The organism is Streptomyces turgidiscabies Car8 (genome assembly GCF_000331005.1).
Lineage (GTDB): Bacteria > Actinomycetota > Actinomycetes > Streptomycetales > Streptomycetaceae > Streptomyces > Streptomyces turgidiscabies.
The window spans coordinates 50781-77517 of record NZ_AEJB01000514.1 but is presented as its reverse complement, the minus strand read 5'-3'; the positions used below and the strand labels follow the sequence as shown (position 1 = coordinate 77517).

Genomic DNA, 26737 nt, shown 5'->3' with positions numbered 1-26737 from the left:
AGCAACCGAAGGGAGGAGAACCATGAGCGACATCCCCGGCCCCGAGGAGTTCCGGGCCGCGGCCCGACGCTGGCTGACCGGCGTGGCGAAGACCCGCGCCGCCCGTCAGGAGTGGGGCCGCGGCGACGACTCGGTGGCCGTGTTCGAAAACCGCACCGAGGCCGAGGAACACGAGCACACCGACCGGACACGGGAGTGGGAACGCACCCGGTACGACCAGGGTTGGGGCGCGCTCCACTGGCCGAAGGAGTACGGCGGACGTGAACTGCCATCCCACTACGAGCAGTTGTACCGTGCGGAGGAGGCAGCCTTCGACGTCCCCCGGCGCACCGAGATCTTCCCGGTCACCCAGCAGCTCGTCGCCCCCGCGATCCGGATCTGGGGGACGGAGCAGCAGAAACAGCGCTGGCTGCGGCCCATGCTGCGCACCGACGAACTCGCCTGCCAGCTCTTCTCCGAGACGGAGGCGGGCTCGGACCTGGCCGCCGTCCGCACCCGGGCCGTGCCGGACGGTGACGGCTGGGTGCTGCGCGGCCACAAGGTCTGGACGTCCGGCGCGCGGGTCGCCACCTGGGGCGTCGCGGTGTGCCGCACCGACCCGGATGTGCCCAGACACACGGGCATCACGGTCTTCCTGGTCCGGATGGACGCGCCGGGGGTGACCGTACGGCCCATCCGTCAGATGACCGGCGGCTCCAGCTTCAACGAGGTCTACCTGGACGACGTGTCCGTCCCCGACACCGACCGGCTCGGCCCCGTAGGCGAGGGCTGGCGGGTCACCCTCACCGTGCTCGCCGCCGAACGCCTCGACTCCGGCGGCCTCGGCCTGGACAACGCCGACCGCGCCCTCGAACTCGCCCGGCACCTGCCCCGGCCGCTGACCGGCGGCGAACGGGAGCAGGCGGCCGACCTGTTCGTCCGTGCCCTGGTCCAGCGGCTCATCGGCCTGCGCGTCTCGGCTGCCCTGGTCGCCGGACGCGAACCGGGCGCCGAGGCCTCGGTCGGCAAACTCCACGCCACCGCGACCATGCGCGCCACCACCGACCTCGTCCAGCAACTCCTCGGACCGCGGCTCGCCGCCGACACGGGGGAGTGGGGCACCTTCGCCTGGACGGAACACCTGCTCGGCGCCCCCGGCTACCGCATCGCCGGCGGCAGCGACGAGATCCAGCGCACCATTCTGGCCGAACGCGTACTGGGGCTGCCGAAAGAGCCGAAAGGAGCGGGGAGTTGAGTACCACGACCGAGGTGACGGAACTCGCCGCACGGGTCCGCGCACATCTCGCCGACCGCCACCCGGGCGGACCGTTCGGGGACCTGCGCACCCTGCCCGGCGGGCACTCCGGGCTCACGTACGCCATCACGGCGGGGACCACCTCGTACGTGGTGAAGGCGGTACCGCCCGGGCAGCGTCCCGTCGGCCGCAACGACGTGCTCCGGCAGGCCCGGATCCTGCGCGTTCTCGCCGGATCGCCGGTGCCTGTGCCGGGGGTGGCCGCCGTCGACGAACGCGAACCCGCCTGGTTCGCCATGGAGTTCGTCGCGGGCGAGGCCGTCGAGCCGGTCCTCGACGAGCACCGGACCCCTTCCCGGCTGTGCCGCACACGGATGCTGGCGCTGGCCGGCGTACTGCGAGACCTGCACGGCATGGAAGCGGAGGCGGCAGAGGCGCAGGCGTCCGAACCACCACTGGATCCGGACGGCGAGCTGGCCCGCTGGGCCCGCACCATGGAGGCCGTGCCCATCGAACTCCGGCCCGGAGCCGAGGAGTTGATCGACCTGCTGGCCACCCGCATCCCGACGGCCATACCGCCCGTGCTGACCCACGGCGACTTCCGGCTCGGCAACGTCCTGTGCCGGGGCGAGCGGCCGGCGGCCGTCATCGACTGGGAGATCTGGGCCCACGGGGATCCTCGCGTCGACCTCGCCTGGTTCCTGCTCTTCGCCGACCACCGCAACTTCCCCCGGCTCGGCCGCCCGGTGCCGGGCCTGCCGGGCGAGGGGGAACTGCTCGCCGCGTACCTCGACGGCCGCCCCGAACCTCCCGACCTCGACTGGTTCCGTGCCCTGGCCCGCACCAAGATGGCCGCGATCATGGGCCACAACCTGCGCAGACACCGCGAGGGCAAGCACCACGACCCCGACCAGGAGCGACTGCCGCCGACGATCGCGGCCATGATCCGCACGGCGTGCGACATCGTCACCACCCGGCCCTGAAGGAGCGCCACCCATGGATTTCGGACTCGCCCCGAAGGCCGAAGAACTCCGCACCCGCATGGCCGCGTTCATGGAGGAGTACGTCCTGCCCGCCGAAGCCGTGTACGACCGGCAACTGACCGAGGCTGACGACCCTCATGAACTTCCGCCGATCATGCGCGAGTTGAAGGAGAAGGCACGCGCCGAAGGACTGTGGAACCTCTTCCTCGCGCACGGCGACCGAGGCGCCGGCCTCACCAACCTCGAATACGCGCCCCTCGCCGAACTGGCCGGACGCTCCGTGATCGGCCCCGAGGTGTTCAACTGCTCCGCTCCTGACACCGGCAACATGGAACTGCTCACGCTCTTCGGCACTCCCGAGCAGCAGGACCGCTGGCTACGGCCCCTGCTGGCCGCCGAGATCCGCTCCTGCTTCGCGATGACCGAACCGGAGGTCGCCAGCTCCGACGCGCGCAACATCCGCACCCGGATCACCCGGGACGGCGACGAGTACGTCGTGAGCGGTCACAAGTGGTACACCTCCGGCATCCTCGACCCCGACTGCCGGCTGATCATCCTGATGGGCGTCACCGACCCGGACGCCCCCACCTACCGGCAGCAGAGCATGTTGCTGATCCCCCGGGACACCCCCGGCATCACCGTCCTGCGCGACCTGCCGATGTTCGGCTACACCGACCGCTGCGGCCACGGTGACGTGCTCTTCGAGGACGTCACCGTGCCGGTGTCCGCCATGCTGGGCGGCGAAGGGGACGGATTCGCCCTGGCCCAGGGACGGTTGGGCCCCGGGCGTATGCACTACGCCATGCGGGCCGTCGGATTCGCCGAGCGGGCACTGGAGTTGATGTGCCGCCGCACCCTCACCCGCACCGCCTTCGGGGGCGCGCTCGCGGAGCAGGGGGTCGTGCGGGAGTGGATCGCACGCAGCCGTATCGAGATCGAGCAACTGCGGCTGCTCGTCCTCAAGTCGGCCTGGCTGATGGACACCCAGGGCAACTCGGCCGCCCGCACCGAGGTCGCCGCCATCAAGGTGGCCGCGCTGGAGGTCGCCCACCGGGCGGTCGACCGCGCGGTCCAGGCGCACGGCGCGGCCGGGGTCAGCGACGACACCGTACTGGCGCGGCTGTACGCCATCACCCGGGCACTGCGGATCGCGGACGGCCCCGACGAGGTCCACCTACGGACGGTCGCGCGGCGCGAACTGGCCAAGTATCCGGAGGAGTCGGCGTGAGCGCACAGGTACTGAGCGGCCGGGTAGCCGTGATCACCGGCGGCTCCCGGGGCATCGGCCTCGGGATCGCCAAGGCGTACCGCGAAGCGGGCGCCCATGTGGTGATCGCCGCCCGCAAACCCGACGGACTCGCCTCGGCACGTGCGGAGTTGCTGCGCGTCAAGGGCGACGGCGAGGTCCACGAAACGGTCGCCAACGCGGGCGAGCCGTCCGACGCCGAACGGTGCGTCGAGGAGACCATGGCCCGACTCGGACGCCTCGACATCATGGTCAACAACGCGGCCACCAACCCCTACATGGGCGACCTCATCGACCTCGACCTGCCCCGCGCGGAGAAGACGGTACGGGTCAACCAGTACGGGATGCTCGCCTGGACCCGCTGCGCATGGCGGGCCTGGATGGCGGAGCACGGGGGAGCCGTCGTCAACATCGCCTCCGTCGGCGGACTGATCGTCGACCCCCACATCGGCTGGTACAACGCGACCAAGGCGGCCATGCTGCACATGACCAGGCAACTCGCATACGAACTCGGTCCGAAGGCACGGGTGAACGCCATCGCGCCCGGACTGATCAAGACCGAACTGGCCCGGGCCGTCTGGGAGCCGCGAGAGCCGATCCTGACCGCGAAACTGCCCCTGCGCAGGCTCGGGACGGTTGAGGACGTGGCGCACGCGGCCCTGTTCCTGGCGTCCGACGCCTCGTCCTGGATGACGGGGCAGACGCTCGTCCTGGACGGTGGCGCGACAGCGCTCCCGATCGGGGTGGACGGATGAGCCCGGCGGCGGATCCGGCGGCGCACCCGGTGGCGGAGCTGTTCTCGTTGCGGGGCCGGACGGCCGTCGTCACCGGGGCCTCCTCCGGTCTCGGAGCCCGGTTCGCCGTGGTGCTCGCCTCGGCCGGTGCCACCGTGTTCGCCGCCGCCCGGAGGCCGGCGAAGCTGAAGGAACTCGCGGACACCGACCCACGTATCCACCCCGTGGTCTGTGATGTGTCGCGGGAGGAGGACAGGCTGCGGCTGATCGCGGCCGCGCTCGACGAGAGCGGCCGGATCGACGTGCTCGTCAACAACGCCGGCGCGCCCGGAGCCGTACGCGCCGAGGACGAGAGCGCCCGGGACTTCGCCGACGTACTGGCCGTGAACCTGGTCGCCCCCTTCCACCTCGCCCGGCTCATGGCAGAGGCGCCGACGCCGGCTCCGGAGTCCTCGTCCGGCCGTACGAGATCGGTCGTGAACGTGTCGTCCGTCCTCGGGCTGGTCTCCGGCGCCCCGCTGGGCGGCGCGGCCTACGCCGCGTCCAAGGCCGGACTCATCGGTCTGACTCGTGAACTGGCCGGACAGTGGGGGTCGTTGGGGGTGCGGGTCAACGCGCTCGCCCCCGGCTGGTTCCACTCGGAGATGACCGACGGGCTCTTCTCCGACGAGCGCTCCCGGCGCTGGGTCGAACGCGGCACGATGCTGGCGCGCGGCGGAGCGCGGGGAGAGCTGGACGGGGCGCTGCTCTTCCTGGCCTCGGACGCGTCCTCGTACTGCACCGGACACGTGCTCACGGTGGACGGTGGGTGGACCGCGCGATGAGGGTCACGGTCGAGGTCGACGGCGACGGGCTGGCACGGGTCGAGATGTGCCGGGGCGCGGGCAACGCGATCGATCTGGCGATGGCCCGGGGGCTCCTGGACGCCGCCCGGGAGTGCGAGAAGGCGCGGGCGCGGGCGGTGCTGCTGACCGGGCGGGGGCGGTCCTTCTGCGTCGGCGGCGACCTCAAGGAGTTCGCCACGCTGTCCGGGGAGCGGCTGGCAGCGCATCTCACCGACGTCACCGACGCACTCCACGGAGCGCTGCGGATCCTCGCCGGGCTGGACGCCCCGCTGGTGGCCGCCGTACAGGGGGCGGTCGCGGGAGCGGGCCTGGGGCTCGCGACGGCGGCGGACGTGAGCCTCGCGGCGAGCGACGCCCGCTTCACGGCCGCGTACACCGCGATCGGTTACACGCCGGACGCCGGGACCAGCTGGTCGCTGCCCCGGCTCGTCGGACCCCGGCGGGCCATGGACCTGCTGCTGACCAACCGGCGGGTACCGGCCCCGGAGGCGCTGGAGATGGGGCTGGTGAGCCGGGTCGTCGAGCCGGAACGGTTGTACGAGGAGGCCGTGGAGGTGGCCGGCGCGCTGGCGCGCGGTGCCACGAGGGCGTACGGCGTGAGCAGGCGCCTCGTCGACGGGGCGCTGTCGGTGGGCCTCGGCGAACACCTCGACGCGGAGGCCCGTCAGCTGGCCGCCGCCGCGGTGTCCGCGGAAGGCCGGGAGGGCGTGGCAGCGTTCCTCGCCGGGCGCCGGCCCCACTTCGCACACCCCGACCACGCACGGCCGGAGTCCGCTCGGGCGGACGGCGAACACGGGACCCGGTCGGTCGTCGATTCGAAACCGACTTGAACTTGGGTCTACTCTCGGACGACCGGGCGGTGATCCGTACCGTCGGTGGAGCAGAGGGAGAGACGATGGCAAGGGCGCGGATCGTGGATCCGGAGGAGGGGCCCAGGTCGAAGCGCGGCGCGATCCTCGTGGCCGCCGTGGAGCGGTTCGGGGAGGACGGCTACGAGAACACCAAGTGGTCGGAGGTGGCCGACCGGGTCGGCATCGGGCAGACCGCCCTCTACCACTACTTCGAGTCCAAGGCCCACTGTCTGCTCACCATCATGCGCCTGGAGCTCCAGCGCTCCCACGACATGTTCGTCGAGGTGACGTCCGGTGAGACGGAACCCGTGGAGGAACTGCGCGCGGCAGTGCGCTCCGCCTTCGCGGTGACCGACCACGAGATCCGCCAGATGCGCATCCTGCAGGCCAACATGTCCCTGCTCGCCACCCCGCGGAAGTCCAAGCGCGAGGAGACCGAGCGCGTCGCGGCCCGCCAGCTGGTCCAGATGGTCGAGCGGGACTGGACGAGCCTGCTCATGCGCGGCATGGCCAAGGGTTCCTTCCCGGTCCGGGACGCGCACACCCTCGGTCTCGGTGTCCTCGGCATGATCGTGAGTGTCTGGCGCTGGTACCGCCCGACCGGCGCGATTCCTTTGCCGGAGATCAGCGAGATGATCGAGGGGTGTGTGGTGCGGATGGTCGCGGAATAGCCCGTCGGTCCTGTCGGCGCCCGCCTCTTGTCGGAGGCGGGCCGCTGCCTTACAGTCAAACTGAACTGAACTCAGGTTGTTTCACGGTGCTGAGGGAGAGCGATCAGCGATGGTGCTTCGCGAATACATGGCCAGAATGGACGGCCAGGACCCGGACAAAGCCCTCGAACTACTGGAGCCGGACTTCGGGTTCCTCATCGCTCTTCCCAGCGGCCAACGGTCCGGCGCTTCCCGCGCGGACTTCGCCGACTACATCGCGGGCCGCGCCGCCGTGGACCGCACGCACGAGATCACGCGGTACGCGGTCGACGGCGACGTCGAGACGGCGTACGGCTTCGTCGTCGAGAAGGGCGCGGCCGTCGGCGCGTTCCTGTCCGCCGTCCGCGTCTCGCCGGCCGGGCTGATGGCCCGCTACCAGTCGTTCTTCACCACCGACTTCGACCTCGTGGACCGGCCGTGACCGCCCCGTCCACGCCCGCCGCGCCGTTCCTGACCACCTGGTTCGGCATCCTGGACAGCGACGACGCCGACCGGATCCTCGATCTGATCGGCGAGGACTTCGCCTTCTCCATCCTGTTCTCCACCGGCGGCGACGCGGGCACCGACTTCCACGGCGGCCGGGCCGAGATGGAGGGCTATCTGGCCCAGCGCGAGGTGGGCGTCCGCACCCACCACCTGCTCACCGCGTCCGCCGTCGGCCGCGACGAGCTGTACCTCGGCGAGGTACGCAGGTCGGGAGTGCCGGAGGCGACCTTCGTGGCCTCGGCACGGCTCGACGAGGACGGCAGAGTGCGGCGCCTGATGATCGGACGCTCACCCGCGGTCCTGTTCACCTGATCCACCCGAGGAGGACGCATGTACAACCTCGTACTGCTGGCGGCCCGGCCGCCCGAGTGGACCCATGAGCGGTTCATCGACTGGTGGCGCGGCGAACACGCCGAACTCACCTACCGGCTGCCCGGACTCAGATTCTGGCGGCACACCGACATCGACGCGGCCCTGGAACCGCGCTCGGATGGCTGGGACGGTGTCTCCGTCCTGAGCTTCGACACCGCCGACGACCTGCGCAAGGCGCTCCGGAGCCCGGAGTGGGCGGAGGCCGTCGCACAGGTCGGCGACATGAGCGGACGCCGGATCGCCGTCATGGGCGGCGAGACGGAGATGTACCCGGGCTGAGCACGGACGGGGCGGACGCGGACGCGTCGGCCCTTGTGCACGGCGGCCCGAAACGGTGCTTCACCCCTTCGCGAAGAGGCGAGGAAGCGGATGCGACAGACAGTGCGGGAGTTCTACGACCGGGCCCAGCGGGCCGACTTCACGGCGGTCGTCGACGACGAGGGCCGGCATGGCGCCCGCGACCTGCTCCAGCGTGCGGCCGACCTGGCCGAGACGATCACCCCGGACTGGACGCCGGGCGGCACGGTGCTCCTCCAGGCCGACAACTCCTGGCGCACCGTCGCCGCGACCCTGGCCGTCGGACTGACCGGCGGCGTCCTGGCGCTGGTCAACCGGCACACGACCCCTGCCGAGTTCGAGGCCGCCATGGAGGACATCCGGCCGGACGTCGTGATCGCCGAACCGTCGGCGATGTCGGAATGGGACGTCGGCCGGGCCATGCCGGAGGCGCGGACGACCGAGGGCCTCGACGGCTGGACGGTACGAGCCGGCCACGGTCCGCACGATGTCGCGCGCTGGTCCGGCGGCGCCCTCATCGGACTCACGTCCGGCTCCACCGGACGGCCCAAGGGCGTCGTCCAGTCCGAGGAAGCCCTGCGGTACGCGTGCTCCCGCACGATCGACGTCAACGGTCTGCGCGACGGCGACGCGGTGGCCGCGTGGTCCCGCTCTCCTCGACCGCCGCCTACTGCTTCGGGGTGTGCCTCGCGCTCATGCTGGGCGGACCTCTCGTCCTGACCGGCCGATGGGACCGCGAGGAGGCACTCGCGCGGATGGCCGCCCATGACGTCCGGTGGACCATGTGCGTACCGACCATGGCCCTCCAGATGGGCGCGGCGGCCGCCGGCTCGAAGGTCCTCGGCGGGGTCCGCTCGATCACCGTCGGCGGCGGCCCCATGGACCGCGGTGCCCTCGCCCGAGCCGAACGCTCCCTGGGGACCAGAATCCTGCGCGTCTTCGGCATGTCCGAGTGCCTCGGGCACACCTCGCCCCGGCCCGACGACTCCGAGGAGATCCGCCTCGGTCGCGACGGACGGCCGTTCCCCGGCACCGAACTCAGGGCGGTCGCAGCCGACGGCACCGTCCTCGGACCGGGCGTGACCGGGCGCGCCCAGGTCCGCGGCCCGTCCCTCTTCCTCGGCTACGCCCGCGACGGCAGGACCGAGCCGCCGGTCCTCACCCCGGACGGGTTCTTCCCGACCGGTGACCTGCTGACGACCGGCGAGGACAGCACGGTCACCGTCATGGGCCGGGAGAAGGACGTCATCATCCGTGGCGGGCGCAACCTCGACATCACCGAGATCGAACGCGCCGTCGCCACCCACCCGGCGGTGGCCCGCGTCTGTGTCACCCCCGTCCCGGATCCCCTCCTCGGCGAACGCGCCGCCGTACTCCTCGTGCCCGAGGACGGCAGCGACGGACTCGGCCTCGACGAGCTACGTGAACACCTCGCCCGCACCGGCCTGTCCAAGGCCAAGTGGCCCGAATTCGCCTTCACCGTGAGCGAGTTGCCCCAGACCACCGTGGGCAAGCTCGACCGTTCGGCAGCCCGTGGCCTCGCTCGCCGACTGCACGCGCGGATCCCCGCGGCCCATGACCAGCACCGCCAAGGAGACGCATGACCACCCCCACGCCTCCCAGCGCCACCCCAAGCAGCCCCCGCTTCGACCGCGGACGGTGGGCGGACAGCGGACCCGAGACCGTGCGGCCCGGTGTCCACCGCATTCCCCTCCCGTTGCCGGACGACGGACTGCGAGCCGTCAATGTCTACGCTCTGGAGGGGCTGACGGAAGGGCTGGTCCTGATCGACGGAGGATGGTCGATCCCCGAGTCCCGCAAGGCGCTTGAGGACGCCCTGACCAGCCTGGGTCACGACCTCGGCGAGATCAGCCACATCCTGGTCACCCACATCCACCGTGACCACTACACCCAGGCCGTCGAACTGCGCAGGCTGCTCGGCTCCCGCGTCTACCTCGGCGCGGGCGAACGGCGCGGGCTGGAGCTGCTGGGGGAACTGCGCTCGGACCAGCCGTACGGTTCGCTACGGACCCTGCGCCGGGCCGGGGCCCACGAACTCGCCGAGCGGATCGAGGCGATGGACCACGGAGGCTTCGACCCGAGCGTGTGGGAAGCCCCGGACCGCTGGCTGCGGGAAGAGGAACTCACCTTCGGCGATGCGGCGTTGACGGTGATTCCGACGCCGGGCCACACCCGGGGCCATGTCGTCTACCTGGACCGGGCCCGGGGGCTGCTGTTCTCCGGCGACCACGTCCTGCCGCACATCACCCCGTCCATCGGATTCGAACTCGGCGACTCCGACCTGCCGTTGGGCGACTACCTGGACTCGCTGCGCCGGATGACCACGCTCACCGACGCCCGACTGATGCCCGCGCACGGCCCGGTCGGCGCCGGCGTGCACGCCCGCACCGAAGAACTGCTGGCCCACCACGACGACCGGCTCACCGAGACGCTGACCGTTCTCGGCGACCGGACGCGCAACGCCTTTGAGGTGGCGGGGGAGTTGGGCTGGACCCGGCGCAGGCTGCCCTTCGCCGACCTGAACGCCTTCAACCAGATGCTCGCCGTCAACGAGACCGCGGCGCACCTGGACGTGCTGGTGGCCCGTGGACAGGCCGGATGCACACGGACCGACGACGTCGACCGGTACACGGCTACGGCTGTTTGAGGCGTACGGGACAGCGGACAGCTGGGCGGCCGCCGGAACCGCTGTACGGGTCCGGCCGGCTCAACGCGCCGTCCAGCCGCCGTCGACGTACAGCTCGGACCCGGTCATGAAACTCGCGTCGTCGGAGGCGAGGAAAACGACGGCCCCGGCCACTTCCCCGGGCGTACCGAGCCGGCCCAGCGGTGTCCCCTCGACCATCGCGGTCAACCGGGGCGTGTCACGCCACAGTTCACGTGAGCGGGGCGTCTCGATGAACCCGGGATGCAGGGAGTTCACCCGGACCCCGCGCTTCGCCCAGTGCAACGCGGCGTTCTTCGTCATCAGACGTACCGCTCCTTTGGCCGCGTGGTACGAGAACTGGGCGCCGAAGCCGCCGACCGTACCGAAGATCGACGCGACGTTGACGATCGAGCCGCCGCCGGAGCGCTCGATCGCCGCGCCGCCGTACTTCATGCCGAGCCAGACCCCGGTCTGGGTCACGCCGAGAACCTGTTCCCAGGACTCCATGGTCTCCGTCTCGACCGTGTGCATCGCGGCGATGCCGGCGTTGTTCACCAGCACGGACAGGCCGCCCAGCGCGGCGGTCGCCGCGTCGACGACCTCGCGCCACGCCGTCTCGTCCGAGACGTCCAGTGCCAGTCCGAGGGCGCCTCCGCCGACCTCCTCGGCGAGCTTCTCGCAGCGATCGGCGTCGAGGTCGGTCACCACGACCGCCGCGCCCTCCGCCGCGAGCCGCCGTACGACGGCGTCACCGATGCCTCCCGTGGCGCCGGTCACCAGCGCCGTCCTCCCGGCCAGTCTCGACTGCATCGCGTCCCCTCTCAGGTGGTGGGCCCCGCGGCCCATGACTCGGTCGTCCTCAGTCCCGTACACCGAGCCAGGCGAGGGCGCCGCCGTCGATCACGTACGACGCGCCCGTGATGAACGCCGCGTCGTCCGAGGCCAGGAAGCACGCCAGCTTGGCTGCCTCCTCGGGGCGCCCGAGCCGCTCGACCAACTGCGGTGCGGTCAGCTCGCGTTCCATGGCCGCACGGTCCTGCGCCGCGGCGAAGTAGTCCTGGGCGAGCGGGGTGTCGATGACGCCGGGGCAGAAGCAGTTGCAGCGCACCGGGGCCAGATCGACGGCGGTCACCTTGGTCAGATGGATGACACCGGCCTTGGTGACACCGTAGGCGGGCGCGTTGGGGAAGCCGGTGAGGCCGGAGACGGAGGCGGTGTTGACGATGGCCGGCCCCCGCCGTGAGCGGCGCAGATGGGGTGCGGCGAACTTGGTGGTCAGCCACACCGCCTTGAGATTGACCTCGTAGACGGCGTCCCAGACCTCCTCCGAGAGGGTGTCGACGCCACGGGCCTGGTCCGCCGTGAACGCGGTCTCGATCACTCCCGCGTTGTTGACGAGGACGTCGAGACCGTCGAAACACTCCGCCGCACGCGCCACCATCTCGTGGACGCTGTCCCGGACGCGCAGATCGCAGACGATCACCTCGGCCCGCGCGCCCTCGGCGCGGACGAGGTCCGCGGTCTCGGCGGCGGTCTCCTTGTTCCGGTCGGCGACCGCCACGGCGGACGCGCCCTCCCGGGCCATCCGCACCGCGATCGCCCGCCCGATGCCCTGCCCCGCGCCGGTGACGAGCGCGGCCTTTCCGTCGAGAGAACCCAGCATGAGTCTGCTCCCTGGTCCAGGACTCGCATCCCGAACCTGATCATAAGACCTGAACTGAACTAGCTTCATTTTCTCTGAGTCTAGATTTGCGGGTCGGTGCGGGACAAGGCCCACGGCAGAGTGAAGTTCGGCCGAGAAACGCCGGGCGGGGTCCCCTGAAGGGCGCTTCGCGTCTTACGTTCTCCTCAGCGATCTCCCCGTCCGACCGGTCCGACACGCCAACTCCGCTCACTGGGAGCCCCCTTGGACGCCGAAGGCACCCCCACCAGTACCCCGGACGACACCTGGTTCGGCCCTCTCTCCCGCCGCGGATTCCTCCAGGCGACCGCCACCGCCACGGTCACGGCCACAGTGCTCGCCTCCGCCGGTACTCCTGCCGCGTCCGCCGAGCCCCGCTCGGCGGCCAGCCTCACCTTCACCGCCGCCACGGGCGGGTCCGCGACGCTCGCCCCCGCCGGTGACAGGCTGGTCGCCGAGATCCAGAACGTGCTGTGGTCCGTGCCGCGCGACGGGGGCGTCGCCGTCGCGCTGACCGCGCCCGGCCTGGAACCCACGCGCCCCCAGTTCTCGCCCGACGGCAGCCGCCTCGTCGTCTGCGCCTACCGGGGCGGAGGCTTCCACCTCTGGACACTCCGGCCCGACGGCACCGGGCTGCGGCAGCTCACCGACGGCCCGTGGGACGACCGGGGGCCGGCCTGGTCGCCGGACGGCACCCGGATCGCGTTCGCCTCCGAGCGCGGGGGCGACACCGTGACCGGCGCCCCGTACCGCGTCTGGGTCGTCGACGTACGCACCGGCGCGCTGACCCGGCTCACCGGCCGCCCCGGACAGCAGGGCCCGGGACAGGACGCCGCCTGGGAGGACTTCGACCCGACCTGGTCGCCCGACGGTGAGCGGGTCCTCTTCGTACGGGCGACCGTGCCCGCGCCGGGCACCCTCCGCGCGTCCACCGTGGCGTCGGTGGCCGCCGACGGCTCGGGCCCGGTCACCACGGAGCACACCGACGACTCCGGTGCCCAGCTCATGACCCCCGCCGTCTCACTCGCCGGACGCCTCGCCCACCTGCGCACCACGGCCGCACCCGCCGCCTCCTGCACCCTCGTCGTGGACGGCTCCCCGGTCGCTGTCGAGGGCGACCTCCTCCCGGCGCCGCCCCGCTGGACGCCCGACGGCGAACGGCTGCTGCTGAACGTCGACGGCCACTTCCGCCTGGTCGACCCGGCCTCGCCGGACGCCGGCGAGGAGATCCCGTTCACGGCCACGCTGCCCGTGAAACGGCCCGACTACCGCGTCAAGGCCTACGATTTCGAGGCCACCGGTGCCCGTCCTGTGCGCGCCCTCCACCTGCCCGCCCTCTCCCCGGACGGCCGGACCGTCGCCTTCGCCGCGCTCAACGCGCTGTGGACCGCCGGCACCAGGGGCGGACGTCCACCCCGCAGAGTGCTCCAAGTCCCCACCACCCGCTATGTGTTGGCGCCGACCTGGACACCCGACGGCACGGGACTCGTGTACGCCGACGACCGCGACGGTCTGTTCACCGTGCGGCGCCGCGACCTCGACTCCGGCGCGGAGACCGTGCTCGCCGGGGGCGGCCGGGTCTTTCCCGCCCTCTCGCCCGACGGGACACGGCTGGCCTGCCTGGACATGTCGGGCAACCTCGTGGTGCGCGACCTGCCCGACGGCCCCGAGCGGGTCCTGGCCGCCGCACTCGGAGCGGGTGGCCTGCCCGGCCGTCCCAGCTGGTCGCCGGACGGCCGGTACGTCGCCCTGTGCGACCGGAACCGGGTCAACCAGCGCTTCCGCGAGGGCTACAACCTCATCCGAATCGTCGACACCACCACCGGCACCGCCGCCCTGCACGCCGTGGCCCCGCACACCTCGATCGCCGACCGTTACGACTCCGGCCCCGTCTGGTCCCCCGACGGGCGGTGGATGGCGGTCGTGGCCGAGTCGGCGCTGTGGCTGCTCCCGGTCCGCGCAGACGGCACCCCGCACGGGAGACCCCGCAGGCTCACCACCGAGCCGGCCGACCATCCGTCCTGGTCCGCCGATGCGCGCACCCTCCTCTACCTCTCCGCGGGCACCCTGCGCCTGATCGACATCGCCGACGGCAGCACCCGTACCGTCCGCGTCCCGCTGGACTACCGCAAGCCCCGGCCGGCCGACACGGTCGTGCACGCGGGCCGCTTCTGGGACGGCACCGGGCCGGACGTCCGCGAGGACATCGACGTCGTCGTCCGCGACGGGCGTATCGCGCAGGTCGCCCCGCACCGGGCCGGCCGCCCGGCCACGCGCCGGATCGACGCGAGCGAGCGGACGGTGATCCCCGGCCTGTGGGACGCGCACACCCACCCCTGGCAGTCCACCTACGGCGGCCGCCAGACCGCGCTGCAGGTCGCCTACGGCATCACGACGGCCGTCTCCCTCGGCGGCTTCGCCTACGAGCAGGCTCGCATCCGGGAGGCGGTCGCCGCGGGCGCCCTCGCCGGACCCCGGCTGCTGTCCACCGGCGAACTGCTCGACGGAGATCGCGTCGCGTACAGCATGGCCCGCGCCCACCGCACCCCCGAGGGCCTACGCCGTTCACTGGCCCGCGCGCGGGCGCTGGACTGGGACTTCGTGAAGACGTACGTACGGGCCCCCGGCTGGGTGATGAAGGAGGCCGCCGACTTCGCCCACGACCGGCTCGGAGTACGCAGCGGAAGCCATCTGTGCAGCCCCGGCGTACAACTGGGCCAGGATCTGACGACCCATCTGCAGGCCACCCAGCGACTGGAGTTCGGCCATGCGACCACGGCCACCGGGCGCGCCTACCAGGACGTGGAGGAGATCTACACCCGTACCGACTTCCACCTGATCGCCACCCCGTTCACCGCGTTTCCCCTGCTCGGCGCCGACCCCGCTCTCGCGGACGACCCACGCGTGACCACGCTCATGCCGCCGTGGGACACGGCGCTCGTCAGGCAACAGGCGGCGGCGCCGCCCACCGAGGCACAACTGACCACGCTGGACAGGGAGTTGGACGTCTACCGACGGATCCTCACGGCGGGCGGCCTGGTGGCGCTCGGCACGGACCAGCCGCTCGTCCCGGTGGGCCTGCACCTGCACCTGTCCCTGCGCGCGCTGCACCGCGCCGGCCTGTCACCGGCGGAGGCCCTGCGCACCGCCACCCTGCTGCCCGCGCGGGTCTTCGGCGCTGACGCCGACCTGGGAACGCTGGAGGAGGGCAAACTCGCCGATCTGACGATCGTGGACGGCGACCCGTTCACCGACTTCGCCAGCCTGATCCGCACTGTGGGGGTCCTGCGCGGCGGCATCCCCTTCGAGCAGGCGGACCTGGTCGACGCCTTCGAGCCGACCACCGCCCGGCGCCACGCCCCACCGTCGTCGGCCTCGGAGGAGGACTGGCTGGAGGTCAGTCGCCAGATGCGACGGGAGGGCTGCTGCTCCCCGGAGAGCGGAGGCTGACCGCCGACAGGGCTGCTCGCGACGTGACGTGCGTCTTTTCCACGGCTGGGTAGTCTCGGGCCATGCGGATCTCCGTTTCCTCGGACATGGACGAACCCGTGGCCCGCGCCCTCCTCAAGCAGTTGCGCGACCGCGGCCACGATGTGGTGACCCACGGGGCCCTGAGCCCCGGCGACGACCCGCAGTGGGCCGCCTGCTCGGAGGCGGCGGCCCAAGAGGTCGCCGCAGGGACCGCCGACCAGGCCGTCGTGTGCTGCTGGACCGGCACGGGCGCGTCGATCGCCGCGAACAAGGTGCCCGGCGTCCGTGCCGCCCTGTGTACGGACGCCTACACGGCTGACGGCGCCCGCCGCTGGAACGACGCCAACGTGCTCGCGCTCAGCCTGCGCCTGACGTCGGAACCGCTGCTCCAGGAGATCCTCGACGCCTGGTTCGCCGCCGAGGCGAGCACGGACACCGAGGACCGGGCGAACGTGGCCCGGGTCGAGCGGCTCGACGACGGCAGAAACTCCCTGTGAATCGGTGAAGTTGAAGGGGAGTAGCCCTCGGGCGCCCCCTTCTCGTCGTGCGCCGCCCTGCGCAGGACTGTCCACCCCTCAACGCCGGGTGCTTGATTCTGCTTGAAAATGGACTGTATCTTGCAGGAACGAGCATTCCGTAGGTTCTCTCGGGGAAGGCGCACGACATGACCCATGTAGAGGACGAGCTGAAAAGTCAGCCCGAGTGCTGGACCCGCGCCGCCGCGGAGGCAGCCGGCCACGCCGGCGTGCTGCCGGGGGCGGGGGAGCGGGTCGCGGTCGTCGGCTGCGGCACCTCGTACTTCATGGCGCAGGCCGTCGCGGCCCTGCGGGAAGGGGCGGGCCAGGGTGAGACGGACGCCTTCGCCGCCTCCGAGTTCCCCTACGGCCGCCGGTACGACCGCGTCGTCGCCCTCACCCGTTCCGGCACCACCACCGAGGTGCTCGAACTGCTCCGGCGCCTGAAGAGCACCACGCCCGAGGGCGCGCGGACGACCGCCATCACTGCCGACCCCCGAACTCCCGTGCGGGAAGCCGCAGATGACCTCGTCGTGCTCGACCACGCGGACGAACAGTCCGTCGTGCAGACACGGTTCGCCACCACAGCCCTCACACTTCTCCGCGCTCACCTCGGACTGCACGACAAGACCGTGGTCGACGACTGCCGTAGGGCGCTGGCGACTCCGCTGCCCGAAGGGCTCGTCGAGTGCACGCAGTTCACGTTCCTCGGCAGGGGCTGGACGGTGGGGCTCGCCAACGAGGCCGCACTGAAGATGCGCGAGGCGTCCCTGTCCTGGACCGAGTCGTACCCGGCGATGGAGTACCGGCACGGTCCCATCAGCGTCACCACCCGGTCCACGGCGACCTGGATGTTCGGTGAGGCACCGGAAGGCCTTGCCGAACAGGTGCGGGCCACAGGGGCGTTGTGGGTGCCCGGTGCTCTCGACCCGCTTGCCGAGCTCGTGCGTGCCCAGCGTCTCGCGGTCGCGGTGGCGGCGGCGCGGGGTCTCGACCCGGACCGCCCGCGTCACCTCACCCGCTCGGTGATCCTCGAGCCCTGAGGCTCGTCGGCAGCCAGTCGCCGCGCACTCGTTGACCGAAGTCGACCGAAGGGGAAGTGGCCGTGCCGATCGTCACCACCGGTGAGCTCATCACCCGGGCCGCCGCCGCGCGTACGGCGGTCGCCGCGTTCAACATCATCACCCTGGAGCATGTGGAGGCCGTCATCGCCGGTGCCGAGGAGGCGGGTTCGCCCGTCGTCCTCCAAGTCAGCGAGAACGCGGTCAGGTTCCGCTACGGACGGCTCCTCCCGCTGGCCCGCGCCGCGGCCTCGGCCGCAGAACGCGCCGCCGTCCCCGTCGCGTTGCACCTCGACCACGTACAGAGCGACGGCCTGCTGCGCCAGGCGTCCGGCGCCGGATTCAGCTCCGTGATGTACGACGCGGCCCGGCTCCCCTATGCCGAGAACCTCGCCGCGACCCGGGCCGCCGCCCACTGGGCGCACACCCAAGGGATGTGGATCGAGGCCGAGTTGGGCCAGGTGGGCGGCAAGGACGGCCGGGCCCCGCTGGACGCGCACGAACCCGGTGCCCGGACGGACCCCGCCGAGGCGCAGGCCTTTGTCGCCGAGTCGGGGGTGGACGCCCTGGCGGTGGCCGTCGGCAGCTCGCACGCCATGACGACCCGGACGGCAGCCCTCGACCAGGACCTCCTCAAGCGGCTGTCCGCCGCTCTGGACGTCCCTCTCGTCCTGCACGGCTCGTCCGGTGTGCCGGACGACCAACTCGTGGCCGCCGTCGCGGCAGGCATCACCAAGGTCAACATCGGCACTGCCCTGAACATCGCGATGACCGGCGCCATCAGGGAGTTCCTCGCCGCCCACCCCGAGGCGGTCGACTCGCGCACGTATCTGAGCGTGGGACGTGAGGCGATGGCGCGGGCGGTGACCCGGATCATCGGCGTGCTCCGCTGACAGTCACCGTCGCTGGTAGTTTTTCACCATGCGCGAAACGGAGCTGCACCTCGGCGAACCACCCCATGTGGCGAACGCGGGCGTCGGCGTGCACGGCGTGGCGAGCCGCACCGACGTCTTCCGGCTGCCGGAGCTGTGGCAGCTGCACCTCTACCAGTACGAGGCCGAGCTCACCGTCGACGGCACGGCGCACGTGATCCGCCCCGGCCGCGTCAGCCTCGTACCGCCCGGCAGCACGGTCCGCTTCCGCTACCAGGGCCGCTCCGAACACCTCTACGCACACCTGCGCCTCCAACCCGTCGGTCCGTCGCGCACTGTGCCCGTAGTACAGGACGCTGGCCCCGAACTCCCCACTCTCACCGGCCTGTTGCTCGCGGCGATCGCCGCCGTACCGCGCGCACCGGAGCACACGAGAGCCGAGATCTGGACCGCGTTGTGGCGTATCGCCCACCTCACCCCGGACACCGAACGCCCCGGCCCCGGCCCGCACCCGGCGGTCGGCGCCGCCATCGCGCACATCGAGGGCCGGCTCGCCGCCCCGCTCACCGTGCCCGCCGTCGCCCAGGCGGCGGGAGTCTCGCACAACCACCTGACCAGGCTGTTCAAGGCCACCACCGGCGACACGGTGGTCGGCTACATCCGCCGCCGCAGACTCGACCGCGCCCGCCACCTGCTGCGCGCCTCGACCCTGTCCATCCCCGCCGTGGCCGCCTTGGTCGGCATCCCCGACCTTCAGGCGTTCAACAAGGCCTGCCGACGCGAACTCGGCGCATCACCCCGCGCATTGCGGGGAGAGACGACCACTGCCGTGATGTGAAGTGGTCTGAATTCACTACCCACATCACCCCTGCACAACATCACGACATGGCCGCTCCACTGCACCGCTACGTCGGTGCTCACTGCTTCACGGCCTTCAGGACGACGAACTTGGCGTCGCTCGCGACGAGTTGGCTGTTGCCGAAAAGCTTCCGCAGCTTGAGGTGATAGCCGAGGTGACGGTTGCCGATCACATACAGCTCGCCGCCCGGCCGCAGAGCCCGCCGCGCGCCCGTGAACATCCGCCAGGCCGTCGCGTCCGTCGTCGCCTGGTGGGTGTGGAACGGCGGATTGGTGAGCACGACGTCGACACTCCCGTCCGCGGTCCCGGCCAGTCCGTCGCCGACCCGGAACTCGGCACGCCCGTCCGGCAGGTCGTTGGCCCGGTATGTCGCCTCCGCCGAGGCCACCGCCTGGAACGACTCGTCGACGAACAGCAGCTCGGCCTCCGGCGCGGTCAATGCCACCGTCGTACCGACCACACCGTTCCCGCAGCCCAGGTCCACCACCCGGGCGGCGCCCGACGGCTCCGGCAGATGCCGGAGGAAGAACCGGGTGCCGATGTCGAGACGCTCGGCGCAGAAGACGCCCGCGTGGTTGACCACCGGGTGTCCCGACGCCGGGCCGATGCCGTCGGGCAGCTCGTAGCGGTACGGCCAGGGACTGGCACCCCGGTCCGCGGACGGAGCGACGGCGGAGTGGATCAGCCGGGCCTTCTTCTCCGCGAGGGAGGTCCGGGTCGGTCCGACGATCCGCTCGAACAGTTTAAGCGTCGAGGTGTGGATCTCCTTGACCATGCCGGTACCGACGACGACCGAGCCCTCGTGCAGGGCCGGCGCCAGCCGCAGCAGCTGGTCCTCAAGAAGGGCAAGGCTCTTCGGCACCCGCACGAGCAGCACGTCGATGCGCTCGGGCGGCGGCTCCTGGGTGGTGAGCAGCCGCACGGAATCCTCGTCCGCGCCGGCCCGCCGCAGGTTAGCCCGGGTCGCCTCCTGGGCCAGGAACGAGTCGGAGATCTGCGTCGGCCGGTGCGGAGCGAGCGCCGTGGTGAGCGCGCCCCAGCGGTCGCCGACGACCACGACCGCGCCGGACAGCTCGGTCCCGGACTCCGCGAGGTGCCCGAGGAGGTACTCGTCCGAGGCGTCCCAGGCGCGCAGCCGCTCACGCGGGTCGGCGGGGAAACGGGTCAGGGTCAGCTCGGACCAGGGAGTCGCCATACGGTCGTTCATCGTGGCCCCAGGCTAACCGAGCCGCAGCTCACGCCCGGCGGCCCCCTCGGCCCCTCCGCCCCTTGGGCCCCCTCGGGCAGGATGGACACCATGGATGCCGAGCTGTTCCCCAGAGCCCGTGCGGAGATCGCGCCGGGCGCGGTGCACGTGCCGGACTGGCTGGACGCGGGGCGTCAGCGCGAGCTGCTGGACGCCTGCCGCGACTGGGCGCGTCCGCCCGCCGGCCTGCGCACGGTCCGGACGCCCGGCGGCGGCACGATGACCGCCCGCCAGGTGTGCCTCGGCCGCCACTGGTACCCGTACGGCTATGCGAACACGGTCGTCGACGGCGACGGCTCGCCCGTGAAACCGTTCCCCGAGTGGCTGGGCGCGCTGGGCAGGGAGGCGGCAGCGGCAGCGGGGTTCGACAGTGACCTCGACTACGACATCGCGCTGATCAACTTCTACGACGCCGACGCCCGCATGGGCATGCACCGCGACAGCGACGAGAAGTCGGACGCGCCCGTGGTGTCCCTGAGCCTCGGCGACACCTGCCTCTTCCGTTTCGGGAACACGGCGACACGGACCCGGCCGTACACCGACGTAGAGCTGCGCAGCGGTGACCTGTTCGTCTTCGGTGGCGCCTCCCGGCTCGCCCACCACGGGGTGCCACGGGTGTACCAGAGCACGGCGCCAACCGAGTTGGGACTGACCGGTCGGCTGAACATCACGCTCCGGGTCAGCGGTCTCTAGCCCTACGGTGCGGTCACCGGTCGTAGGGATCATGGGAGACTCGCCCTCATGAGCGGCAAGGCTGACCCCCGGACGGCGGGGGAGGGGACCACCTCGAGGACGCGGTTGGACCGGGGGCGCGGCGCACTCGGGCCCGCCTTGGAGCTCGTGCACACCGGCAGGGCGCCCACCCGGGCCGTGCTCACCGCCGAGCTGGGAGTCACCCGGGCGACGGCCGGCGCGGTGGCGTCCGAGCTGGAGGCGCTCGGGCTGATCAGAGTGGACGCCCGGCCGGGCGCGGCGGCCGGTTCACAGGGTCGCCCCTCACACCGGCTCGACGTCGCAGAGGACGGGCCGGTCGTTCTGGCCGCACAGGTGCACGCCGACGGCTTTCGGGCCGCGCTGGTCGGGCTCGGCGGGCGGATCGTCGCCACCGCGCCCGGTTGCGAGACCGTCGACGCCGACCCGGCGAAGGTGCTCGGCTCGGTCGTCGACGCGGGTGCCGAGCTGCTGAGGGACACCGGCCGGCGGTGTGTGGGCGCCGGTCTCGCCGTGCCGTCCGCCGTCGCCGAACCCGAAGGCCTGGCCCTGAACCCGCTGCACCTCGCCTGGCCGGCCGGTTCGGCGGTACGGGAGATCTTCGCCGAGTGCGTACGGGAGGCGGGCATCGCGGGCCCGGCCTTCGCGGGCAACGACGTCAACCTCGCCGCGCTCGCCGAACACCGGCACGGCGCCGGACGCGGCGCCCGCGACCTGCTGTGCGTGGCCACCGGGCACCGGGGGGTCGGCGGGGCGCTGGTCCTCGACGGGCGCCTGCACACGGGCAGTTCGGGCCTCGCACTCGAAGTCGGTCACCTCACCGTCAACCCCGAGGGACGCCCCTGCTACTGCGGCAGCCGGGGTTGCCTGGACGTCGAGGCCGACCCGCTCGCCTTCCTCACCGCTGCGGGCCGCGACCCCGGCCCCGAGGTGTCCCTGCTCCAGCAGTCCAACGACCTGATCCGCGACCAGTACACGGACCCGACGGTCCGCACGGCCGCCGAGACTTTGATCGACCGCCTGGGCCTCGGCCTGGCGGGCCTCGTGAACATCCTCAACCCGGACCGCATCATCCTCGGCGGCCTGCACCGGACCCTCCTCGACGCCGACGCGGACCGTCTGCGCGCGGTGGTCGCCGACCGCAGCCTGTGGGGCCGCAGCGGCGGTGTGCCCATCCTGGCGTGCACGCTGGACCACAACAGCCTGGTGGGAGCGGCCGAACTGGCGTGGCAACCGGTACTGGACGACCCGCTGGGGGCGCTGGCCCAGCCCTAGGACGGGTCGTCCTGTCCCGTGGGCTCCACAGCGCCGCCACGTGCGGTCGCCGGCCGATCGCGGGGACGGCGCCGCGCCGCGCGGGAAGCAGATGGGAAGCAGCCGGAAGGGCCCCGTGTACTCCCGGGGAGGTACACGTACTGCCGTCGGCCGTACGACGACCCGGACCCCCTCCCGGCGCGAACCTCGAGGCATCAACGAAAAACCCCGACCCGGGAGATGACTCGACATGAACACCCTCGCGAACTGGAACGGCGGCCCCGGCCCGTGGATCCTGTTCTTCCCGCTGATCTGGGCGGCCGTCGTGATCGGCGTCGTCACCGTCCTGCGCCGCACGGCCTGGCGCGGTCGCCGAGGCCCGTGGCGTCCCATGGGCGGCCGTGACGACACGCAGGACCGTCTCTCCGGCGACGCGCCACTCGCCGTACTGGGCCGGCGCTTCGCCTCCGGCGAGATCGACGAGGACGAGTACTGGCGCCGGCTCTCCGTCCTGGACGAGCAGTTCGGCGCCGCGAGCGGGCGCCCGGGCAAGGGCGGCGCGGTATGACCATCGCCACCACCACGGCCCGTACGGCGGCCGGTGCCGTCGACGCGGTGAAGGCGTACGGCGGTGGTGACACCGCCGTACGGGCCCTCGACGGGCTGAGCGCCGTCGTTCCGGCCGGGTGCTGGTGAAGGCCTCGGACGGCGTGAGCGGCAGTGTCTTCGCCTTCGCGCCGCCGTCCGGACAGCTCGCGGTCGTGCCTGGTGGGCGTCACGGCGTCACGGCCGGCGCACTCGCGGGGCTGCGCCCGGCCCGGCGGGCGGCACGCCTGGACGTACTGCGGGCCATCGTCACCGAGTGACGTACGGGCACGGCGGGGGAGGGGGAGGGATTCCGGCGGTCACCGCCCGGTCAGCCGGCAACGGCCGACCGGGCGGGAGCGTGTTCCGGCCTGCGCCGGAGTGCCCCCGGCTTGTGTCCCTTGTCGTACGGCGGCTCGTCGAATCCGGGCCCGTCACGCAGCTGCTCCTCGAAGGGCAGCTGTGCGGGTGCCGCGGTCGCCGGCCGGGTCTCCGGAGCCGCCACCGCCGGTGCGACCGTCGGCAGGGTGAACCACACGACCTTTCCGGACTCGCCGTCCGGCCGCACACCCCAGCTCTCGCTGACCGCGGCGACCATCGCGAGGCCGCGTCCGCAGGTGGCGGTGGGATCCGCGTCCCGCAGTTCGGGAATGCGCGGGTCGTGATCGTGGACCGAGACGGTGAGCCGGTCGAGCAGGACCTCGATCTCCACGGTGCACAGCTTGTCGGGCTGGGCGTGCCGGTGGACGTTGGTCAGCAGTTCGGTCACACCGAGCGACGCTCGGTCTATCAAGGGATCAAGATGCCAGTAACGCAAATGTGCAGAGACGATTCTGCGGACCTGGCCGATCCGCGACGGCAGGGCTTGGAGCTCCACCGTGCAGTGCCTGCTTGGGTGACTGATCACGGCTTGCGACTCCCCGAATTGAGGTCCGGAAGAAGACACGAGAGCGGATCCAGCAGAGTGGCTGTGTGTGATGGCCGCCTGCTGTCTATGGCCGGCGGGCTGGTTCGCAGCGTTATCGCCGGTAAACCCAGAGTGATGTGTGACAAGCGTGACTCAGGGGGCGGAAACCCGCAACTCGCGGCATGGTTCCGGGCGTACTCGTGCCCACGCGAGGTGTGGCCGCCGGTCCCTGGCGTCCTAGTGCCCGCGCCCGGCCGCCTTGCGTACGGCCTCGATGAAGCGGCGCGCCGCGGGCGGTCCGGGCCGCCCCGGTGCGGGGTCGTGTTCCCCCAGCGTCAGCAGGTATCGCTTGCCGTTGAGGTCTGCCAGCGCCCGGTCGTCCGCCGCGAACCAGGGCTTCGACGCGCGCACCGCCTGCACGGGAGCGCTGTCGATCTCGCTGCCGTAACTGGTGAGCAACTCCAGCCTGCCCCCGCTGATCCGGACCTGTCCGGCTCGGGTGAGGGAGCGCAGCCTCTTCCCGATCCGCACGCCCGTGGCCGTGAACTCCGGCTCCGCCATGATGCTCCGCCCCCTAGTCGGCCTGTGCCGAGATGCGTGGTCGTCCCGCGTGGAACGTGATCCAGTGTGCGCCCCCGTGCCGTGCAGTCTGCCTGCCCCCGGCGAGGAGCACCAGTGCGTACGACGCTCCACGCCAACCGGTGGAAGCACTCACCGGGATGCGCCCCGGGCGCCCCCGCCCCCCGTCCCCTCTTTTCCCACCCCTTGTGCCAAGGCCTGCCTTTGGGCCGCCCAAAGAGGTGTTTATGCAGGTGAGGAGCGTGTGCAAGGTGTCTATGATCGAGGTGTCCGGCTGCCCGACGAGAGCTGTCGGCGTACGCAGCACAAGGAGCCTGACGTGAGCATCCCCGACCCCACCGGGACCGCCGAAACCCTGGACACCCTCGACGTGGACCGCAGCGACGCCGACTACCGGGACTGGCTCAAAGAGGCCGTCCGTAAGGTCCAGGCCGACGCCAACCGCTCGGCCGACACCCACCTGCTGCGCTTTCCGCTGCCCGAGAGGTGGGGCATCGACCTGTATCTGAAGGACGAGTCCACTCACCCCACCGGAAGCCTCAAGCACCGCCTCGCCCGCTCCCTCTTCCTCTACGGGCTGTGCAACGGCTGGATCCGCCCCGGCCGCCCGGTGATCGAGGCGTCCAGCGGCTCCACCGCCGTCTCGGAGGCGTACTTCGCGAAGCTGATCGGCGTGCCCTTCATCGCGGTGATGCCCCGCACGACCAGCGCCGAGAAGTGCCGCCTCATCGAGTTCCACGGCGGCCAGTGCCACTTCGTGGACGACTCCCGCAAAATGTACGAGGCCTCGGCAGCCCTCGCGGCGGAGACGGGCGGCCACTACATGGACCAGTTCACCTACGCGGAACGGGCCACGGACTGGCGCGGGAACAACAACATCGCCGAATCCATCTTCCGGCAACTGGAGTTGGAGCGTTTTCCGGAGCCCGCGTGGATCGTCGCCACGGCCGGCACCGGCGGCACGTCGGCGACGCTCGCCCGCTACGTCCACTACACGCAGCGCGACACCCGCATCTGTGTCGCCGACCCGGAGAACTCCTGCTTCTTCGAGGGCTGGACCACCGGCGATCCGGACGTCACCTGCGACTGCGGCTCCCGCATCGAGGGCATCGGCCGCCCCCGGATGGAGCCCAGCTTCGTACCCGGAGCGGTGGACCGCATGATGAAGGTCCCGGACGCGGCGAGCATCGCAGCGGTGAGAGCCCTGGAACAAGCCATCGGCCGCAAGGCGGGAGCCTCCACGGGAACGGGCCTGTGGAGCGCCCTCAAGATCGTGGCGGAAATGGTCGCGCAGAACCAGCAGGGCAGCGTGGTAACCCTCCTGTGCGACCACGGCGACCGCTACCTGGACAAGTACTACTCGGACACCTGGCTGAAGGAACAGTCCCTGAACATCGAGCCGTACGGCGGAACGATCGAGGTGTTCCTAGAAACAGGCCTGTGGCCCAACTGACCCCAGGGGCGCGGGGAACTGCGCGACAAGCCACGGCGAACGCCGCACCCGCGACCACACTCATAAGGCCACCCCCTTGGGCGCCCCCCTCAACTCCCCCCTTCACCGGCGACAACCAGCCGCCGCAAATGCTCCGCAACCTCAGCCCGAGCCTCAGGCACCAACCCGGAGTCCGTCACCAACGTATCCACCTGCTCCAACGCCGCGAACGAACTGAGCCCCACCGTCCCCCACTTGGTGTGGTCGGCAACCACGACAACGCGCCGAGCGGACTGCACCAGCCGCCGATTCGTCTCCGCCTCGGCGAGGTTCGGCGTGGACAGCCCGGCCTCTACCGATATCCCGTGCACGCCGAGGAACAGCACGTCGAAGTGGAGCGACGCGATCGCCTGGTCGGCCACCGGCCCCACCAGTGAGTCGGACGGAGTCCGCACCCCACCGGTCAGCACCACCGTCGCCGCCCCCTGCCGCTGCCCCGACACGCGCTGCGCGGTGTGGAAGACGTCGGCCACGCGCACCGAGTTGGTCACCACGGTCAGATCCGGCACGTCCAGCAGATGATGCGCCAGCGCGTACGTCGTCGTACCGCCCGACAGGGCGATCGCCGAGCCCGGCGCGACCAGCTCCGCCGCGGCCCGGGCGATGTCCTCCTTGGCCGTCAGTTCCAGGCCGGACTTGGCCTCGAACCCCGGCTCGTGGGTGCTCGCCTCGACGATCGGCACCGCGCCGCCGTGCACCTTCTCCAGGACGCCCTGGCGGGCCAGCGCGTCGAGGTCACGGCGGACCGTCATGTCCGACACGCCGAGCTTGCGGGTCAGCTCGTTGACGCGAACGCCCCCGCGACGCCGTACCTCGTCGAGGATCAGGGCGCGGCGCTGCTCCGCGAGGAGGTTCTGGTTGTCATTCACGGCCGCTCCACGTCCTTCCGGGGTTCATCCGGGCCTGCCGGTCCACTCGCCCCCACCAACTCCGACACGTCCCGCACACCCGCTGCGCACCTGCTGCGAACCCGCTCCGACAAGGACATTCCTCCTGCTAGCGGCCCGGTGGACGTCCCATACTCGCATGGGCCGGTACTCGTCGCGCCACTGCCCGTCACGACGCGGACATGCCACTC

30 protein-coding genes are annotated in these 26737 nt (G+C 71.6%); 24 read left to right on the top strand and 6 right to left on the bottom strand.

Features of this window, described 5'->3' with window-relative positions; all coding sequences use genetic code 11:
* The first annotated feature begins 22 nt into the window (after positions 1–22).
* The 13 genes from STRTUCAR8_RS37280 (at position 23) to STRTUCAR8_RS37225 (ending at position 10426) form a co-directional block, all read left to right on the top strand.
* A complete protein-coding gene (locus tag STRTUCAR8_RS37280; protein WP_006381421.1) occupies positions 23–1234 on the top strand; it encodes an acyl-CoA dehydrogenase family protein in 1212 nt (403 codons plus the stop codon).
* Complete coding sequence (locus STRTUCAR8_RS37275; RefSeq protein WP_006381514.1) at positions 1231–2217, top strand: phosphotransferase family protein; 987 nt, start codon at positions 1231–1233, stop codon at positions 2215–2217. The genes STRTUCAR8_RS37280 and STRTUCAR8_RS37275 overlap by 4 nt, the downstream gene beginning before the upstream one ends.
* A gap of 13 nt (positions 2218–2230) precedes the next feature.
* Positions 2231–3445: an acyl-CoA dehydrogenase family protein gene (locus tag STRTUCAR8_RS37270; RefSeq protein ID WP_006381468.1), complete on the top strand. Its 1215-nt coding sequence runs from the start codon at positions 2231–2233 to the stop codon at positions 3443–3445.
* The gene (locus STRTUCAR8_RS37265; RefSeq protein ID WP_006381562.1) at positions 3442–4218 is read left to right on the top strand and encodes an SDR family oxidoreductase; all 777 of its coding nucleotides are present in this window, start codon (positions 3442–3444) and stop codon (positions 4216–4218) included. Before STRTUCAR8_RS37270 ends, STRTUCAR8_RS37265 begins: the two co-directional genes overlap by 4 nt.
* The gene (locus tag STRTUCAR8_RS37260) at positions 4215–5021 is read left to right on the top strand and encodes an SDR family NAD(P)-dependent oxidoreductase (RefSeq protein ID WP_006381425.1); all 807 of its coding nucleotides are present in this window, start codon (positions 4215–4217) and stop codon (positions 5019–5021) included. The genes STRTUCAR8_RS37265 and STRTUCAR8_RS37260 overlap by 4 nt, the downstream gene beginning before the upstream one ends.
* The gene (locus STRTUCAR8_RS37255) at positions 5018–5872 is read left to right on the top strand and encodes an enoyl-CoA hydratase/isomerase family protein (protein WP_006381446.1); all 855 of its coding nucleotides are present in this window, start codon (positions 5018–5020) and stop codon (positions 5870–5872) included. The genes STRTUCAR8_RS37260 and STRTUCAR8_RS37255 overlap by 4 nt, the downstream gene beginning before the upstream one ends.
* Positions 5873–5937: 65 nt before the next feature.
* Entirely contained in the window at positions 5938–6564 is a 627-nt protein-coding gene (locus STRTUCAR8_RS37250) for a TetR/AcrR family transcriptional regulator (RefSeq protein ID WP_006381532.1), read from the top strand.
* A 109-nt stretch (positions 6565–6673) separates the two neighbouring features.
* On the top strand, positions 6674–7024 hold the full coding sequence (locus tag STRTUCAR8_RS37245) for a nuclear transport factor 2-like protein (protein WP_006381448.1): 351 nt from the start codon (positions 6674–6676) through the stop codon (positions 7022–7024).
* The gene (locus STRTUCAR8_RS37240) at positions 7021–7401 is read left to right on the top strand and encodes a hypothetical protein (RefSeq protein WP_006381427.1); all 381 of its coding nucleotides are present in this window, start codon (positions 7021–7023) and stop codon (positions 7399–7401) included. The genes STRTUCAR8_RS37245 and STRTUCAR8_RS37240 overlap by 4 nt, the downstream gene beginning before the upstream one ends.
* Positions 7402–7419: 18 nt before the next feature.
* Entirely contained in the window at positions 7420–7740 is a 321-nt protein-coding gene (locus STRTUCAR8_RS37235) for an EthD family reductase (protein WP_006381508.1), read from the top strand.
* 90 nt (positions 7741–7830) lie between these two features.
* Entirely contained in the window at positions 7831–8478 is a 648-nt protein-coding gene (locus tag STRTUCAR8_RS55260; protein ID WP_277814666.1) for an AMP-binding protein, read from the top strand.
* Positions 8400–9362, top strand: coding sequence for a class I adenylate-forming enzyme family protein (locus STRTUCAR8_RS55255; protein ID WP_277814665.1), 963 nt, complete (start codon positions 8400–8402; stop codon positions 9360–9362). The genes STRTUCAR8_RS55260 and STRTUCAR8_RS55255 overlap by 79 nt, the downstream gene beginning before the upstream one ends.
* Positions 9359–10426, top strand: coding sequence for an MBL fold metallo-hydrolase (locus STRTUCAR8_RS37225; RefSeq protein WP_006381420.1), 1068 nt, complete (start codon positions 9359–9361; stop codon positions 10424–10426). The genes STRTUCAR8_RS55255 and STRTUCAR8_RS37225 overlap by 4 nt, the downstream gene beginning before the upstream one ends.
* A gap of 60 nt (positions 10427–10486) precedes the next feature.
* Here the strand turns inward: STRTUCAR8_RS37225 and STRTUCAR8_RS37220 are convergent, their stop codons facing one another.
* On the bottom strand, positions 10487–11236 hold the full coding sequence (locus tag STRTUCAR8_RS37220; protein WP_044473549.1) for an SDR family NAD(P)-dependent oxidoreductase: 750 nt from the start codon (positions 11234–11236) through the stop codon (positions 10487–10489).
* A gap of 49 nt (positions 11237–11285) precedes the next feature.
* Entirely contained in the window at positions 11286–12089 is an 804-nt protein-coding gene (locus STRTUCAR8_RS37215; RefSeq protein WP_006381416.1) for an SDR family NAD(P)-dependent oxidoreductase, read from the bottom strand.
* A 243-nt stretch (positions 12090–12332) separates the two neighbouring features.
* Here STRTUCAR8_RS37215 and STRTUCAR8_RS37210 point away from each other — a divergent pair, with 243 nt between their 5' ends.
* From STRTUCAR8_RS37210 to STRTUCAR8_RS37190, 5 genes are all read left to right on the top strand, one after another.
* Positions 12333–15557, top strand: coding sequence for an amidohydrolase family protein (locus tag STRTUCAR8_RS37210; RefSeq protein ID WP_006381563.1), 3225 nt, complete (start codon positions 12333–12335; stop codon positions 15555–15557).
* 62 nt (positions 15558–15619) lie between these two features.
* Positions 15620–16075, top strand: coding sequence for an RpiB/LacA/LacB family sugar-phosphate isomerase (locus STRTUCAR8_RS37205; protein ID WP_006381533.1), 456 nt, complete (start codon positions 15620–15622; stop codon positions 16073–16075).
* A gap of 167 nt (positions 16076–16242) precedes the next feature.
* On the top strand, positions 16243–17136 hold the full coding sequence (locus STRTUCAR8_RS37200) for an SIS domain-containing protein (protein ID WP_006381453.1): 894 nt from the start codon (positions 16243–16245) through the stop codon (positions 17134–17136).
* A 62-nt stretch (positions 17137–17198) separates the two neighbouring features.
* Positions 17199–18047: a class II fructose-bisphosphate aldolase gene (locus tag STRTUCAR8_RS37195; RefSeq protein WP_006381436.1), complete on the top strand. Its 849-nt coding sequence runs from the start codon at positions 17199–17201 to the stop codon at positions 18045–18047.
* A 28-nt stretch (positions 18048–18075) separates the two neighbouring features.
* Entirely contained in the window at positions 18076–18864 is a 789-nt protein-coding gene (locus STRTUCAR8_RS37190) for a helix-turn-helix domain-containing protein (RefSeq protein WP_044473540.1), read from the top strand.
* Positions 18865–18943: 79 nt separating this feature from the next.
* On the opposite strand, the gene STRTUCAR8_RS37185 is transcribed toward STRTUCAR8_RS37190, so the two are convergent.
* A complete protein-coding gene (locus STRTUCAR8_RS37185) occupies positions 18944–20092 on the bottom strand; it encodes a methyltransferase (RefSeq protein ID WP_086025837.1) in 1149 nt (382 codons plus the stop codon).
* A 90-nt stretch (positions 20093–20182) separates the two neighbouring features.
* Between STRTUCAR8_RS37185 and STRTUCAR8_RS37180 the strand changes: the two genes are divergently transcribed.
* The 5 genes from STRTUCAR8_RS37180 (at position 20183) to STRTUCAR8_RS37165 (ending at position 22962) form a co-directional block, all read left to right on the top strand.
* Positions 20183–20824, top strand: a complete 642-nt coding sequence (locus tag STRTUCAR8_RS37180) for an alpha-ketoglutarate-dependent dioxygenase AlkB family protein (RefSeq protein ID WP_044473539.1) — start codon at positions 20183–20185, stop codon at positions 20822–20824.
* A gap of 48 nt (positions 20825–20872) precedes the next feature.
* A complete protein-coding gene (locus tag STRTUCAR8_RS37175; protein ID WP_006381411.1) occupies positions 20873–22117 on the top strand; it encodes an ROK family protein in 1245 nt (414 codons plus the stop codon).
* A 229-nt stretch (positions 22118–22346) separates the two neighbouring features.
* On the top strand, positions 22347–22664 hold the full coding sequence (locus STRTUCAR8_RS37170; RefSeq protein ID WP_006381510.1) for an SHOCT domain-containing protein: 318 nt from the start codon (positions 22347–22349) through the stop codon (positions 22662–22664).
* Complete coding sequence (locus STRTUCAR8_RS51980) at positions 22661–22792, top strand: hypothetical protein (RefSeq protein WP_006381516.1); 132 nt, start codon at positions 22661–22663, stop codon at positions 22790–22792. Before STRTUCAR8_RS37170 ends, STRTUCAR8_RS51980 begins: the two co-directional genes overlap by 4 nt.
* Before the next feature lie 14 nt (positions 22793–22806).
* Positions 22807–22962 carry a hypothetical protein gene (locus STRTUCAR8_RS37165; protein WP_267889075.1) on the top strand — a complete coding sequence of 52 codons (156 nt, stop codon included), beginning with the start codon at positions 22807–22809 and terminating at the stop codon, positions 22960–22962.
* Between the two features lie 50 nt (positions 22963–23012).
* On the opposite strand, the gene STRTUCAR8_RS37160 is transcribed toward STRTUCAR8_RS37165, so the two are convergent.
* A complete protein-coding gene (locus tag STRTUCAR8_RS37160; protein ID WP_006381530.1) occupies positions 23013–23588 on the bottom strand; it encodes an ATP-binding protein in 576 nt (191 codons plus the stop codon).
* A 237-nt stretch (positions 23589–23825) separates the two neighbouring features.
* Positions 23826–24149 carry a hypothetical protein gene (locus tag STRTUCAR8_RS37155; protein WP_006381496.1) on the bottom strand — a complete coding sequence of 108 codons (324 nt, stop codon included), beginning with the start codon at positions 24147–24149 and terminating at the stop codon, positions 23826–23828.
* Positions 24150–24486: 337 nt separating this feature from the next.
* Between STRTUCAR8_RS37155 and STRTUCAR8_RS37150 the strand changes: the two genes are divergently transcribed.
* Positions 24487–25620, top strand: coding sequence for a PLP-dependent cysteine synthase family protein (locus STRTUCAR8_RS37150; protein ID WP_179200649.1), 1134 nt, complete (start codon positions 24487–24489; stop codon positions 25618–25620).
* Between the two features lie 89 nt (positions 25621–25709).
* Here STRTUCAR8_RS37150 and STRTUCAR8_RS37145 read toward each other — a convergent pair whose 3' ends face one another.
* Positions 25710–26528, bottom strand: coding sequence for a DeoR/GlpR family DNA-binding transcription regulator (locus tag STRTUCAR8_RS37145; RefSeq protein ID WP_006381523.1), 819 nt, complete (start codon positions 26526–26528; stop codon positions 25710–25712).
* Between the last annotated feature and the right edge of the window lie 209 nt (positions 26529–26737).